The following is an 11,976-nucleotide window of genomic DNA, read 5'->3' as shown; positions in this document are numbered from 1 at the left end:
ACCCGAGCGCCGACATAAACGCCGAACCGGAGGGTGGATAAGCGCAGCGCCATCCACCACAAGAACGCCGAACCCGAGCGCCGACATAAGCGCCGAACCGTAGGGTGGATAAGCGCAGCGCCATCCACCACAAGAACGCCGAACCCGAGCGCCGAACATAAACGCCGAACCGTAGGGTGGATAAGCGCAGCGCATCCACCAAAAGAACGCCGAACCCGAGCGCCGACATAAGCGCCGAACCGTAGGGTGGATAAGCGCAGCGCATCCACCACAAGAACGCCGAACCCGAGCGCCAACGTAAACGCCGGACCGTAGGGTGGATAAGCGCAGCGCATCCACCAAAAGAATGCCGAACCAGAAAACCGAACATAAACGCCGAACCCGTAGGGTGGATAAGCGCAGCGCATCCACCAAAAGAACACCAAAAGAACACCAAAAGAACACCAAAAGAACGCCAAAAGAATCTAAGGAACCCCCGATGAGCAAAATCTACTGGCCGCTATACGAAGTCTTTATCCGCAGCAAACAGGGGCTGTCGCACCGCCACGTCGGCAGCCTGCACGCCGCCGACGAACAGATGGCGCTGGAAAACGCCCGCGATGCCTATACCCGCCGCAGCGAAGGCTGCTCTATCTGGGTGGTGAAGGCCTGCGAAATCGTCGCCTCGCAGCCGGAAGAGCGCCCGGCGTTCTTCGACCCGGCGGAAAGCAAAATCTATCGCCACCCCACGTTTTACACCCTGCCTGACGGCATCGAGCACATGTGAGGCGCGCCATGACCTATTCCCCGTTAACCACCTACAGCCTGCGCCTTGGCGATACCTGCCTCGTGCTGTCCCAGCGCCTGACCGGCTGGTGTGGGCACGCGCCCGAGCTGGAAATCGACCTGGCGCTGGCGAACATCGGTCTGGATCTCCTCGGCCAGGCGCGCAACTTTCTGACCTACGCCGCCGAGCTGCAAAACGAACGGCTCGACGAAGACCGGCTGGCCTTCGGGCGCGACGAGCGTCAGTACCACAATCTGCTGCTGAGCGAACAGCCGAACGGCGACTTTGCCGACACGCTGATGCGCCAGTATCTGCTGGACGCCTGGCACGTCGCGCTCTTCAGCCGCCTTGCCGCCAGCCGCGATTTACAGCTCGCCGCCATCGCCGCCAAGGCCATCAAAGAGGTGCGCTACCACCTGCGCTTTAGCCGCGGCTGGCTGGTGCGCCTCGGCAACGGCACCGAGCTTTCCCAGCAGAAAATGCAGCGCGCGCTGAATCAGCTCTGGCGCTTTACCGGCGAAATGTTCACCGCCGACGAGCTGGAGCTGGATCTCGCCGAGAAGGGCATCGCGGTTGACCCGCGCGGCCTGCGCGCCGAGTGGGAAGCCGAGGTGTTCAGCGCCCTGCGCGACGCCTCGCTTGAAAAACCTGCGGAATCCCCGTACCGCACCGGCGGCAAACAGGGGCTGCACACCGAACATTTAGGCCCGCTGCTGGCCGAAATGCAGTACCTGCCGCGCGCTTATCCAGACCTGCAGTGGTAGGGAGGACGTAATGCAAATACTCGACGCTCTGCAGCCCGCGCGGGCTCGCGACGTGTGGCGCATCCTCGGGCAAATCAGCGACCCGGAAATCCCGGTGCTGACGATTACCGACCTGGGCATGGTGCGGAGCGTGCAGCACCGCGACGACGGCTGGCACATCGGCTTCACGCCGACGTACTCCGGCTGCCCGGCGACAGATTTTCTGCTGGCGGCGATCCGCGAGGCGATGGAGGCGGCGGATCTGCGCCCGGTGCACATCGAACAGATGCTGCACCCGGCGTGGACCACCGACTGGATGACGCCCGCCGCCAAAACCCGGCTGCGCGAATACGGCATCAGCCCGCCGCAGGGGCACGCCTGCCACGTGAACGCCAGCGCCGAAGTCAGCTGCCCGCGCTGCGGCAGCCTGCATACCACGCTGATTAGCGAATTCGGTTCCACGGCCTGCAAAGCGCTCTACCGCTGCGACAGCTGCCGCGAACCCTTTGATTACTTTAAATGTATTTGAGGTTGCCATGACGACGTTTCATTCGCTTAAGGTGGCGCGTGTTGAACGGGAAACCGCAGAGGCGGTGGCCATCACCTTCGCCGTTCCCGCCGAGCTGCGCGACCATTACGCCTTTAAACCCGGCCAGCATTTAACCCTCAAAACCCGGCTGGGCGATGAAGAGCTGCGCCGCTGTTACTCCATCTGCCGCGCGGAGGCGCCGGGCGAAATCTGCGTGGCGGTCAAGGCCATCGAGGGCGGGCGCTTCTCGCACTATGCGGTGACCGACCTGGTGGCCGGAATGGCGATGGAGGTGATGATCCCCCAGGGCACCTTCGGCTACCAGCCGCAGCCGCAAACCCGGGGCAACTATCTGGCGCTGGCGGTGGGGTCGGGCATTACGCCCATGCTGGCGATCGTCAGCGCAACGCTTGCCACCGAGCCGCACAGCCGCGTCACGCTGGTCTACGGCAACCGCAGCAGCCGCAGCATGATGTTCCGCCAGGCGCTGGCCGACCTGAAGGACCGTTATCCGCAGCGCCTGCAGCTGGTGTACCTGTTCAGCCAGGAGGCGCAGGAAAGCGAGCTGCTGAGCGGGCGCTTGGACGGCGCGAAGCTCAAGGCGCTGGGCGACCATCTGCTGGACGTTAAGGGCTTCGACCGCACCTTTATCTGCGGGCCGCAAAGCATGATGCTGGACGCCGAGGCCGCGCTGCTGGAGATGGGCGTCGCGCAGGAAAATATCTTCATTGAACACTTCAACACGCCGGGCACTGCCCCGAGCCGCCGCAGCCGCGAGCAGGCCGCAGGCCGCGTCGTCACGCTGCGCCAGGACGGGCGCGAGCGCAAAATCACCCTCGACGCCCACGACGAAAGCATCCTTGACGCCGCGCTGCGCCAGGGCGCGGATTTGCCCTACGCCTGCAAGGGCGGGGTGTGCGCCACCTGCCGCTGCAAGGTGATCGGCGGCGAGGTGGAAATGGGCGTCAACTACAGCCTCGAGCCGGACCAGCTGGCGGCGGGCTACGTGCTGAGCTGCCAGGCGCTGCCGAAGGGCGACGGCGTGGTTATCGACTTCGACGCGCAGGGGCTGTGATGAGCGAATTACTGATTAGCCAAAACGAGCGGGTGCTGACGCTGACCCTGCATCGTCCCGAGGCCCGCAACGCCCTGAACAACGCGCTGCTGGAAAGCCTGGCAAACGAGCTGGAAAAGGCCGAACGCGACGCCGGGATTGGCGCGGTGGTTATCACCGGCAGCGAGCGTTTTTTCGCGGCGGGGGCCGATCTTAAGGAGATGGCGAGCCGCGATATGCCCGCCACGCTCAACGACCCGCGCCCGCAGCTTTGGGCGCGCATCGACCGCTTCCCCAAGCCGCTGCTGGCGGCGGTGAACGGCTACGCGCTGGGCGCGGGCTGCGAGCTGGTGATGCTGTGCGATATCGCCGTCGCCGGGGATAACGCGCGCTTCGGGCTGCCGGAAATCACGCTGGGAATAATGCCCGGCGCGGGCGGCACGCAGCGCCTGATCCGCAGCGTCGGCAAGGCTTTGGCCTTCCGCATGGTGCTGACCGGCGAGGCTCTCAGCGCCGAACGGGCGCAGCAGGCGGGGCTGGTTGCCGACGTGTACCCGGCGGCCTTAACGCTGGAATACGCGCAGAAACTTGCGGCGCGTATCGCACAACACGCGCCGCTTGCCCTCCAGGCGGCGAAAACCGCCCTGCGCCAGGCGCACGAAGCGTCGCTCGCCCAGGGGCTACAGCAGGAGCGCCAGCTTTTTACGCTGCTGGCCGCAACCGAAGATCGTCAGGAAGGCATCAGCGCGTTCCTGGAAAAAAGACCCGCCGCGTTTAAAGGACGATAGCCATGAGTTTTATCCTAAGCGAAGTGCAAAACGGCGTGATGACGCTGACCCTGAATCGCCCGGAACGCCTGAACAGTTTCAATGATGAGATGCACCGTCAGCTTGCGGAAACCCTCGCGCAGGCCGAGCGCGACGAGACGATTCGCTGCCTGCTGATAACCGGTGCAGGCCGCGCGTTTTGCGCGGGCCAGGACCTGAACGACCGCAACGTTGACCCGACCGGTACCGCGCCTGACCTGGGCGCATCGGTGGAGAATTTCTATAACCCGCTGGTCAGGCGGCTGGCAAAGCTGCCGAAGCCGGTGATTGCCGCCGTTAACGGCGTGGCGGCGGGGGCCGGGGCTACGCTGGCGCTGGGTTGCGACATTGCGATCGCCGCACGCTCCGCCAACTTCGTTATGTCCTTCAGCAGGCTGGGGCTGGTGCCGGACTGCGGCGGCACCTGGTTCCTGCCGCGCCTTGCGGGGCGTGCTCGCGCAACGGGGCTGGCGCTGCTGGGCGACAAGCTTAGCGCCGAGCAGGCCGAGCGCTGGGGCATGATCTGGCAGGCGGTGGACGACGAGGCGTTGACCGATACCGCCCGTGGGCTTGCCGCGCATTTCGCCAGCCAGCCAACGTTTGGCCTTGGCCTGGTGAAGCAGGCGCTGCTGGCTTCCGAAACCAACACGCTGGACGCGCAGCTTGACCTTGAGCGCGACTACCAGCGCCTTGCCGGACGCAGCGAAGATTATCGCGAAGGCGTTGCGGCCTTCCTCGCAAAACGCAGCCCAACCTTCAGGGGGAAATGATGACGCTAACTCCGCATTCCACCGTCGCGGTGATCGGCGGCGGCACCATGGGCGCGGGCATCGCGCAGGTCGCGGCGCAGGCCGGGCACCCGGTCAGGCTCTATGACATTCAGGCCGGGGCGGCGAACCGCGCCATTAACGGTATCGCCACCGCGCTCGGCGCTCGCGTTGCCAAAGGCAAGCTTAGCGAAGCCGACAAAGCGGCAACCGTTGCACGCCTTACGGCAGCGGGAAGCCTCGCAGACCTTGCCGATGCGGATCTGATCGTCGAAGCCGCCGCCGAGCAAATCGACGTCAAGCAGGCGATTTTCCGTGACCTGGCGGCGGTTTGCCCGCCGGAAGCCATTTTTGCCAGCAATACCTCGTCTATCTCCATCACCGCCATTGCCAGCGGCGTGCCGCACCCGGCGCGCGTGGTGGGGCTGCATTTCTTCAACCCCGCGCCGGTGATGAAGCTGGTCGAAGTGGTCAGCGGGCTGGAAACCGAGCCTGCCGTGCTCGACAGCCTGACCGAGCTGGCGCTGCGCTGGGGCAAACGGCCGGTGCGCTGCCAGTCCACGCCGGGCTTTATCGTGAATCGCGTGGCGCGACCGTTCTACGCCGAAGCCTGGCGGGCGCTGGAAGAGCAGGTTGCGCCTGCGGCGGTGATTGACGCGGCGCTGCGCGACTGCGGCGGCTTTCCGATGGGGCCGCTGGCGCTCACCGATTTAATCGGCCAGGACGTGAATTTTGCGGTGACCTGCTCGGTGTTCAACGGCTTCTGGCAGGAGCGGCGCTTTTTACCGTCGCTAATCCAGCAGGAGCTGGTGCTGGGCAAGCGCCTCGGCAGGAAAACCGGCCAGGGCGTCTACCGCTGGCCGCTTGACGAGGCGCTGCCGTTTGAGGCTGGGCAAGTCTCAATGTTAAGTGACAGTGTCACTTTTTCTGGCGTAGAGCTGGATGACGTCCTGGTTCAGGTGACGCAGGGCGAAACGGCGACCCAGGTATCGAAACGGCTGAACCGCCCGGTGGTGCTTATCGATTTGGTTAACGACTGGCAGCACGCGCCGCTGGTGGTGCTGGCCGCCGCCGCGGGCAACGCGCCGGAGCAAACCGCGCAGGCGATTGGCTACTTCCAGCGGCAGGGCAAACGGGTGCTGCAAATCAACGATTATCCCGGAATGCTGGTGTGGCGCACGGTGGCGATGCTGGCAAACGAGGCGCTCGACGCGCTGCAAAAGGGCGTCGCCTGCGAACAGGACATCGACACCGCCATGCGCCTCGGCGTCAACTACCCGCACGGGCCGCTGGCCTGGGGGGCGGAACTGGGCTGGCAGAACGTTCTGCGGCTGCTGGAAAACCTGCAACAGCACTACGGCGAAGAGCGTTACCGTCCCACCTCGCTGCTGCGCCAGCGCGCGCTGCTGGAGACTCAGCATGAACACTAACGCATGGGAAAACGCCCGCGAAATGTACGCGCAGGACAGCTGCGCGCGGCAGATGGGCATCGAAATTCAGGAAATGGGCGAAGGCTTTGCGCGCCTGACGATGACCGTCACCGAGGCGATGCTCAACGGCCACCGAACCTGCCACGGCGGGCAGATTTTTACCCTTGCCGATACCGCCTTTGCCTACGCCTGCAACAGCCAGGGGCTGGCGGCGGTAGCCTCCGGGTGCAGCATTGATTTCGTGCGACCGGGACATGCGGGCGACCGGCTTACCGCCATAGCACGGATGCGCACCCAGGGACGCCTAACCGGCGTATACGACATTGAAATCATCAACCAGCACGAGAAAACCGTGGCGCTGTTTCGCGGCCGGGCGCACCGTATCGGCACGTCCGTTTCAGGAGCAAAACTATGATCGACGCTTTTATCTGTGACGGCGTGCGAACGCCGGTTGGCCGCTACGGCGGGGCGCTTTCTTCCGTGCGCGCCGACGATCTCGCCGCCATTCCCCTTAAGGCGCTGATGGCGCGTTATCCAGGCCTTGACTGGAACGCCGTGGACGACGTGATCCTCGGCTGCGCCAACCAGGCGGGGGAAGACAACCGCAACGTGGCGCGAATGGCAACGCTGCTAAGCGGGCTGCCGCAGACGATTTCCGGCACGACCATCAACCGCCTGTGCGGCTCGGGCCTTGACGCGCTGGGCATGGCGGCGCGCGCGATCAAAGCCGGCGATGCCGAGCTGATGCTGGCGGGGGGCGTGGAGTCCATGTCCCGCGCGCCGTTCGTGATGGGCAAGGCCAGCGCGGCCTTCCAGCGCCAGGCGGAGCTGTTTGACACCACCATCGGCTGGCGTTTTGTGAACCCGCTCATGGCTGAACAATTTGGTACTGACAGCATGCCGGAAACGGCAGAGAATGTAGCGGAGTTGTTAAATATAAGCCGTGCCGATCAGGATGCTTTCGCCTTACGAAGCCAGCAGCGGGCGGAGCAGGCCAGGGCTAACGGCGTGCTGGAGCAGGAAATCGTGCCGGTTGTGCTCAAAGGTAAAAAGGGCAGCGTGACGGAAATTCGCGAAGACGAACACCCCAGGCCGGAAACAACTTTGCAACAATTGAACGCACTGAAAGCGCCGTTTCGCGCGGGCGGCGTGATTACCGCCGGAAATGCCTCGGGCGTAAACGACGGGGCGGCTGCGCTTCTCATCGCAAGCGCAGCCGCCGCGAAGCGCCACGGCCTGACGCCGAAAACGCGCGTTGTGGCAATGGCGACGGCGGGCGTGGAACCTCGCTATATGGGGCTTGGCCCGGTGCCCGCCACGCGAAAGGTGCTGGAGCTTGCCGGGCTGTCCATCAAGGATATGGACGTTATCGAACTGAACGAAGCCTTCGCCGCGCAGGCGCTGGGCGTATTACGACAGCTGGGGCTGCCTGACGACGCCCCGCATGTTAATCCCAACGGCGGCGCCATCGCTTTAGGCCATCCGTTGGGGATGAGTGGAGCCCGACTGGCGCTGGCCGCCAGCCACGAACTGCATCGTCGGCAGGGGCGCTATGCCCTGTGCACGATGTGTATCGGTGTGGGCCAGGGCATTGCCCTGATCCTTGAGCGTGTGAGCTAATCAAACCTGCGAGTACCCTATAATGATAACCTCTACAACCAAGCTGGAACCGATTGAAACCGCGTCAACCGACGAGCTGCAGGCGCTGCAAACCCAGCGCCTGAAATGGACGCTGAACCACGCCTACAGCAACGTGCCGATGTACAAGCGCAAGTTCGACGCGGTGGGCGTCCACCCCGATGATTTCAAAGAGCTGAAGGACCTTCGCCTCTTTCCCTGCACCACCAAACAGGATCTGCGCGACAACTACCCGTTCGACACCTTTGCCGTGCCGATGGAGCAGATCGTGCGTATTCACGCGTCATCCGGCACCACCGGCAAGCCTACGGTCGTCGGCTACACGCAAAAAGACATCGATACCTGGGCCGATATCGTCGCCCGTTCGCTGCGGGCCGCGGGCGGTACGCCGAAGGATAAAATTCACGTCGCCTATGGTTACGGGCTGTTTACCGGCGGGCTGGGCGCGCACTACGGTGCCGAACGCCTCGGCGCAACGGTGATCCCGATGTCCGGCGGGCAGACGGAAAAACAGGCGCAGCTGATCCGCGATTTCCGCCCGGATATGATTATGGTCACCCCGTCGTGGTGCCTGAACCTGATTGAAGAGCTTGAGCGCCAGATGGGCGGCGACGCCCGCGACTGCTCGCTGCGCGTGGGCGTGTTTGGCGCGGAGCCGTGGACGCACGCCATGCGCCGCGAAATCGAACGCCGCCTTGGTATCACCGCGCTGGATATCTACGGCCTGTCGGAAGTGATGGGGCCGGGCGTGGCGATGGAATGCCTGGAAACCACCGACGGGCCAACGATCTGGGAAGATCATTTCTACCCGGAAATCGTTAATCCGATTAGCGGAACGCCGCTGGACGACGGCGAGCAGGGCGAACTGCTGTTCACCACGCTGACCAAAGAGGCGCTGCCGGTGATCCGCTATCGCACCCGCGACCTCACGCGCCTGCTGCCGGGCACCGCCAGAACCATGCGCCGCATGGACAGAATCACCGGCCGCTCCGACGATATGCTGATCATCCGTGGCGTGAATGTCTTCCCGTCACAGCTTGAGGAGGAGATCGTTAAGTTCGAGCACCTGGCGCCGCACTACCAGCTGGAAGTCCACCGCGACGGCCATCTCGACACGCTGTCGGTGAAGGTTGAGCTAAAAGAGAGCAGCCTGTACCTGAGCCACGAGCAGCGCTGTTCCGTCTGCCACCAGCTGCGCCACCGCATTAAGTCGATGGTGGGGATCTCAACGGATATCAGCATCGTGAACTGCGGCAGCCTGCCGCGCTCCGAAGGTAAGGCGATACGCGTTTGCGATTTGCGCCAGGCGGCGAATCAATAGGGTACGGTTTGGGGTGAGGGCGATCTGAATACAGCGCGCCATCCGCCGTAAACGTCGGGTGGCATTGCGCTTACCCGACCTAAAATTTCATAAAATTTTAAAAATGTGAATCATATTGCTAATTGCATGATTTATGGCCGCTTTCCTGTGCTATGGTGAATATCATTACCATCATAAATGGCAGAACCGGCGGGCGATGAGCGGCAAACTGGAACAGTTTATTCAACAGGCGGTGAGCGCCGTACCCATTAGCGGGACGTCGCTGATTGTCTCTTTGTACGGCGATGCGCTGGCGCATCGCGGCGGGGAAATCTGGCTTGGCAGCCTTGCGGCCATGCTGGAATCACTCGGTTTTGGCGAGCGGTTCGTGCGCACCTCTTTATTCCGGCTTAACAAAGAAGGCTGGCTTGACGTTGAACGCGTGGGGCGACGAAGTTTTTATCGTCTGACCGAAATGGGCCAGCGCATGACGCGGCGCGCCGAGGCAAAAATCTATCGCGCCGGGCAGCCCGCGTGGGACGGTAAATGGCTGCTTTTGCTTTCCGAGGGTCTTGAGAAAAACACCCTCGCGCAGGTCAAAAAACAGCTTATCTGGCAGGGGTTCGGCACCCTTGCGCCGAGCCTGATGGCGTCCCCCTCGCAGAATCTTAGCGACGTGCAAAACTTCCTGCACGAGGCGGGCGTTGCCGATAACGTGATGTGCTTTGAGGCCAGCTCGCCGCTCCAGTCGTCGAAGACTGCGCTCAGGGCGCGCGTGGAAGAGTGCTGGCTGCTGACGGAAAAAAACGAGCGCTACGGCGAGTTTATTCACTCGTTCCGCCCGCTGCTGCCCCTGCTGCGCGAGGCGGATGAGCAGGCGCTTACGCCGCTGCGCTGCTTCCAGATCCAGCTGCTGCTGATTCACTTTTACCGTCGCGTGGTGCTGAAAGATCCGCTGCTGCCCGACGAGCTTTTGCCGCCGCACTGGCAGGGGCAGAGCGCCCGCCAGCTGTGCATCAACATCTATCAACGCGTCGCGCCCGGCGCGCTGGCGTTCGTCAGCGAGCACGGGGAAACCTCGGTTGGCGAACTGCCGCAGCCGGGGAGCGGCTATTTCCAGCGCTTTGGGGGACTGCTCCCAGGTCATTAAGGAGAAACTATGCCCGTATATCAAATTGATGGGCTGACGCCCGTCGTACCGGAAGACAGCTATCTGCATCCCACGGCGGTGCTGATCGGCGATGTCATTATTGGCCATCGCGTGTACATCGGGCCTGGTGCCTGCCTGCGCGGCGACTTTGGGCGCATCATCGTGAAAGACGGCGCTAACGTGCAGGATAACTGCGTGATGCACGGATTTGCCGGGCAGGACACGGTAGTGGAAGAAGACGGGCATATCGGCCACGGCGCAATTCTGCACGGCTGCACGGTTGGTAAAAACGCGCTGGTGGGCATGAATGCGGTGGTGCTGGACGGCGCGCAAATCGGTGAAAACAGCATCGTGGGCGCGTGCGCGTTTATCAAAGCGAAGGCGGAGTTTGGTGCCAACCTGATGATTTTAGGCAGCCCGGCGAAGGCGGTGCGCGAGCTGCGCGCGGAAGAAATCGAATGGAAAAGAGGAGGAACCCGCGAGTATCAGGATCTGGTCATCCGCTGCCAGCAAACCCTCCACCAGGTGGAGCCGCTGCGGGAAGTCGAAGAGAACCGGCAAAGTCTGCGCTTTGAAAACCAACACCTTCCTAAATAATTCATGTCATATATAACTCAGTTTATTTGAACTGGGTTATATATTGCTTGAATATAAATATGTGAATGTATTCGCAATATATATTAATTGCCGTTGAATTGATTTCATTGGCTGGGTATATCTCGCTTTGGTATATAAAAAATAAATAGCATTTATTGCAAAAGCGGAATCTATGTGTTTAATTACCTGCGTTCCTTGGAAAATTCTTATTTTAAAGCAGGCGCCTGACGGACAGGGCTGTTTCTCAGGGATTGTTAATTAAACATCAGGGAAGATCACGATATGTTAATTTTAGCCGCTATTGTATTTTTTCTTTTAAAATTCATCTACCCGCAGAAAGACTGGAGCATCGTTCGCAGACGATTTTTTTACTGGTGGGGAATTAACTGCCTGTTTGCTATTGCGCTGCTCTACACCCATTGGATTGGGCTGGCCTTTATGGCTTCTTCCTTCTATTTAATTACCGTTATGCTGTAAAAAAACGGCCAGCGTTCGCTGACCGTTCATTAAATTTCGCAGGTTATGCAGCAACGATGCTGTCGATGGCGGCTTTAGCGTCGGACTGGGCTTTGGTCGCCACTTCTGGACCATAGGCGATACCTTCTGCAAACACGTAGTTCACGTCGGTAATCCCGATGAAGCCAAGGAACAGGTTCAGGTACGGCACCAGCAGATCGGTCGGGGTATCTTTATGGATACCGCCACGGCTGGTCAGCACGACCGCACGTTTACCTGTGATCAGGCCTTCTGGACCTTTTTCGGTGTAACGGAAGGTCACGCCAGCGCGGGCTACCAGGTCAAAGTAGTTCTTCAACTGGGTAGGGATGTTGAAGTTATACATCGGCGCGGTAATCACGATTACGTCATGCGCTTTCAGTTCGGCGATCAGCTCGTCGGACAGCGCCAGCGCTTCCTGCTGACGTGGGGTCAGCGGCGCGTCGCTCGGGCGCAGCGCGCCAACCAGTTCACCGTCCAGCACCGGTACCGGATTTGCTGCCAAATCGCGCACGGTTACCTGGTCAGCGGAATGCTCTTCACGCCATTGTTCAACAAAATAGTCGGAAAGCTGATTGGACTGTGAGTAACCTGCCAGGATGCTGGACTTCAGGACTAATACTTTGCTCATGGGTGTTTCCTTTGTTTTTGGTCATTCGGACAAACTTGCCCGGTCGCTGAGTGACACTTTATTCACAATC

Annotated in this window: 14 protein-coding genes; 13 read left to right on the top strand and 1 reads right to left on the bottom strand. The window is 61.6% G+C overall.

Annotated elements, in window-relative coordinates; genetic code table 11:
- Positions 1-478 precede the first annotated feature (478 nt).
- From paaB to ACSPHG_RS12600, 13 genes are all read left to right on the top strand, one after another.
- Positions 479-766: a 1,2-phenylacetyl-CoA epoxidase subunit PaaB gene (gene paaB / locus ACSPHG_RS12660; RefSeq protein ID WP_435953861.1), complete on the top strand. Its 288-nt coding sequence runs from the start codon at positions 479-481 to the stop codon at positions 764-766.
- 8 nt (positions 767-774) lie between these two features.
- Positions 775-1,530 carry a 1,2-phenylacetyl-CoA epoxidase subunit PaaC gene (gene paaC / locus ACSPHG_RS12655; protein WP_435953860.1) on the top strand — a complete coding sequence of 252 codons (756 nt, stop codon included), beginning with the start codon at positions 775-777 and terminating at the stop codon, positions 1,528-1,530.
- A gap of 10 nt (positions 1,531-1,540) precedes the next feature.
- Positions 1,541-2,038 (top strand): 1,2-phenylacetyl-CoA epoxidase subunit PaaD, encoded by a 498-nt coding sequence (paaD, locus tag ACSPHG_RS12650; protein ID WP_435953859.1) that lies wholly within the window; start codon positions 1,541-1,543, stop codon positions 2,036-2,038.
- A 7-nt stretch (positions 2,039-2,045) separates the two neighbouring features.
- Positions 2,046-3,113, top strand: a complete 1,068-nt coding sequence (gene paaE, locus ACSPHG_RS12645) for a 1,2-phenylacetyl-CoA epoxidase subunit PaaE (protein ID WP_435953857.1) — start codon at positions 2,046-2,048, stop codon at positions 3,111-3,113.
- Positions 3,113-3,880: a 2,3-dehydroadipyl-CoA hydratase PaaF gene (gene paaF, locus ACSPHG_RS12640; protein ID WP_435953856.1), complete on the top strand. Its 768-nt coding sequence runs from the start codon at positions 3,113-3,115 to the stop codon at positions 3,878-3,880. The genes paaE and paaF overlap by 1 nt, the downstream gene beginning before the upstream one ends.
- Positions 3,881-3,882: 2 nt before the next feature.
- Entirely contained in the window at positions 3,883-4,668 is a 786-nt protein-coding gene (gene paaG, locus ACSPHG_RS12635) for a 2-(1,2-epoxy-1,2-dihydrophenyl)acetyl-CoA isomerase PaaG (protein ID WP_435953855.1), read from the top strand.
- On the top strand, positions 4,668-6,095 hold the full coding sequence (locus ACSPHG_RS12630; protein WP_435953853.1) for a 3-hydroxyacyl-CoA dehydrogenase: 1,428 nt from the start codon (positions 4,668-4,670) through the stop codon (positions 6,093-6,095). The genes paaG and ACSPHG_RS12630 overlap by 1 nt, the downstream gene beginning before the upstream one ends.
- Positions 6,085-6,510 carry a hydroxyphenylacetyl-CoA thioesterase PaaI gene (gene paaI / locus ACSPHG_RS12625; protein WP_435953852.1) on the top strand — a complete coding sequence of 142 codons (426 nt, stop codon included), beginning with the start codon at positions 6,085-6,087 and terminating at the stop codon, positions 6,508-6,510. The genes ACSPHG_RS12630 and paaI overlap by 11 nt, the downstream gene beginning before the upstream one ends.
- Positions 6,507-7,715 (top strand): 3-oxoadipyl-CoA thiolase, encoded by a 1,209-nt coding sequence (gene pcaF / locus ACSPHG_RS12620; protein ID WP_435953851.1) that lies wholly within the window; start codon positions 6,507-6,509, stop codon positions 7,713-7,715. The genes paaI and pcaF overlap by 4 nt, the downstream gene beginning before the upstream one ends.
- Before the next feature lie 22 nt (positions 7,716-7,737).
- The gene (gene paaK / locus ACSPHG_RS12615; RefSeq protein WP_435953849.1) at positions 7,738-9,054 is read left to right on the top strand and encodes a phenylacetate--CoA ligase PaaK; all 1,317 of its coding nucleotides are present in this window, start codon (positions 7,738-7,740) and stop codon (positions 9,052-9,054) included.
- A 196-nt stretch (positions 9,055-9,250) separates the two neighbouring features.
- Positions 9,251-10,183, top strand: coding sequence for a phenylacetic acid degradation operon negative regulatory protein PaaX (gene paaX / locus ACSPHG_RS12610; protein WP_435953847.1), 933 nt, complete (start codon positions 9,251-9,253; stop codon positions 10,181-10,183).
- Between the two features lie 9 nt (positions 10,184-10,192).
- On the top strand, positions 10,193-10,780 hold the full coding sequence (gene paaY / locus ACSPHG_RS12605) for a phenylacetic acid degradation protein PaaY (protein WP_435953845.1): 588 nt from the start codon (positions 10,193-10,195) through the stop codon (positions 10,778-10,780).
- 282 nt (positions 10,781-11,062) lie between these two features.
- Positions 11,063-11,257 (top strand): hypothetical protein, encoded by a 195-nt coding sequence (locus ACSPHG_RS12600; protein ID WP_435953843.1) that lies wholly within the window; start codon positions 11,063-11,065, stop codon positions 11,255-11,257.
- Positions 11,258-11,300: 43 nt separating this feature from the next.
- Here ACSPHG_RS12600 and azoR read toward each other — a convergent pair whose 3' ends face one another.
- A complete protein-coding gene (gene azoR, locus ACSPHG_RS12595) occupies positions 11,301-11,906 on the bottom strand; it encodes an FMN-dependent NADH-azoreductase (RefSeq protein ID WP_435953842.1) in 606 nt (201 codons plus the stop codon).
- Between the last annotated feature and the right edge of the window lie 70 nt (positions 11,907-11,976).

The sequence above is a fragment of the Dryocola baronae genome (assembly GCF_051297175.1).
Taxonomy (GTDB): domain Bacteria; phylum Pseudomonadota; class Gammaproteobacteria; order Enterobacterales; family Enterobacteriaceae; genus Dryocola.
The sequence above is the reverse complement of the archived record's forward strand: the minus strand, read 5'-3'. Positions and strand labels throughout refer to the sequence as shown.

What these genes read in the sequence shown, in the direction of transcription:
- ACSPHG_RS12600 (WP_435953843.1), top strand. Translation starts at nt 11,063, where the DNA reads ATGTTAATTTTAGCCGCTATTGTATTTTTTCTTTTAAAATTCATCTAC.
- paaX (WP_435953847.1), top strand. Translation starts at nt 9,251, where the DNA reads ATGAGCGGCAAACTGGAACAGTTTATTCAACAGGCGGTGAGCGCCGTA.
- paaK (WP_435953849.1), top strand. Translation starts at nt 7,738, where the DNA reads ATGATAACCTCTACAACCAAGCTGGAACCGATTGAAACCGCGTCAACC.
- paaY (WP_435953845.1), top strand. Translation starts at nt 10,193, where the DNA reads ATGCCCGTATATCAAATTGATGGGCTGACGCCCGTCGTACCGGAAGAC.
- paaC (WP_435953860.1), top strand. Translation starts at nt 775, where the DNA reads ATGACCTATTCCCCGTTAACCACCTACAGCCTGCGCCTTGGCGATACC.
- paaI (WP_435953852.1), top strand. Translation starts at nt 6,085, where the DNA reads ATGAACACTAACGCATGGGAAAACGCCCGCGAAATGTACGCGCAGGAC.
- paaD (WP_435953859.1), top strand. Translation starts at nt 1,541, where the DNA reads ATGCAAATACTCGACGCTCTGCAGCCCGCGCGGGCTCGCGACGTGTGG.
- paaE (WP_435953857.1), top strand. Translation starts at nt 2,046, where the DNA reads ATGACGACGTTTCATTCGCTTAAGGTGGCGCGTGTTGAACGGGAAACC.
- azoR (WP_435953842.1), bottom strand. Translation starts at nt 11,906, where the DNA reads ATGAGCAAAGTATTAGTCCTGAAGTCCAGCATCCTGGCAGGTTACTCA.
- paaG (WP_435953855.1), top strand. Translation starts at nt 3,883, where the DNA reads ATGAGTTTTATCCTAAGCGAAGTGCAAAACGGCGTGATGACGCTGACC.
- paaF (WP_435953856.1), top strand. Translation starts at nt 3,113, where the DNA reads ATGAGCGAATTACTGATTAGCCAAAACGAGCGGGTGCTGACGCTGACC.
- ACSPHG_RS12630 (WP_435953853.1), top strand. Translation starts at nt 4,668, where the DNA reads ATGACGCTAACTCCGCATTCCACCGTCGCGGTGATCGGCGGCGGCACC.
- pcaF (WP_435953851.1), top strand. Translation starts at nt 6,507, where the DNA reads ATGATCGACGCTTTTATCTGTGACGGCGTGCGAACGCCGGTTGGCCGC.
- paaB (WP_435953861.1), top strand. Translation starts at nt 479, where the DNA reads ATGAGCAAAATCTACTGGCCGCTATACGAAGTCTTTATCCGCAGCAAA.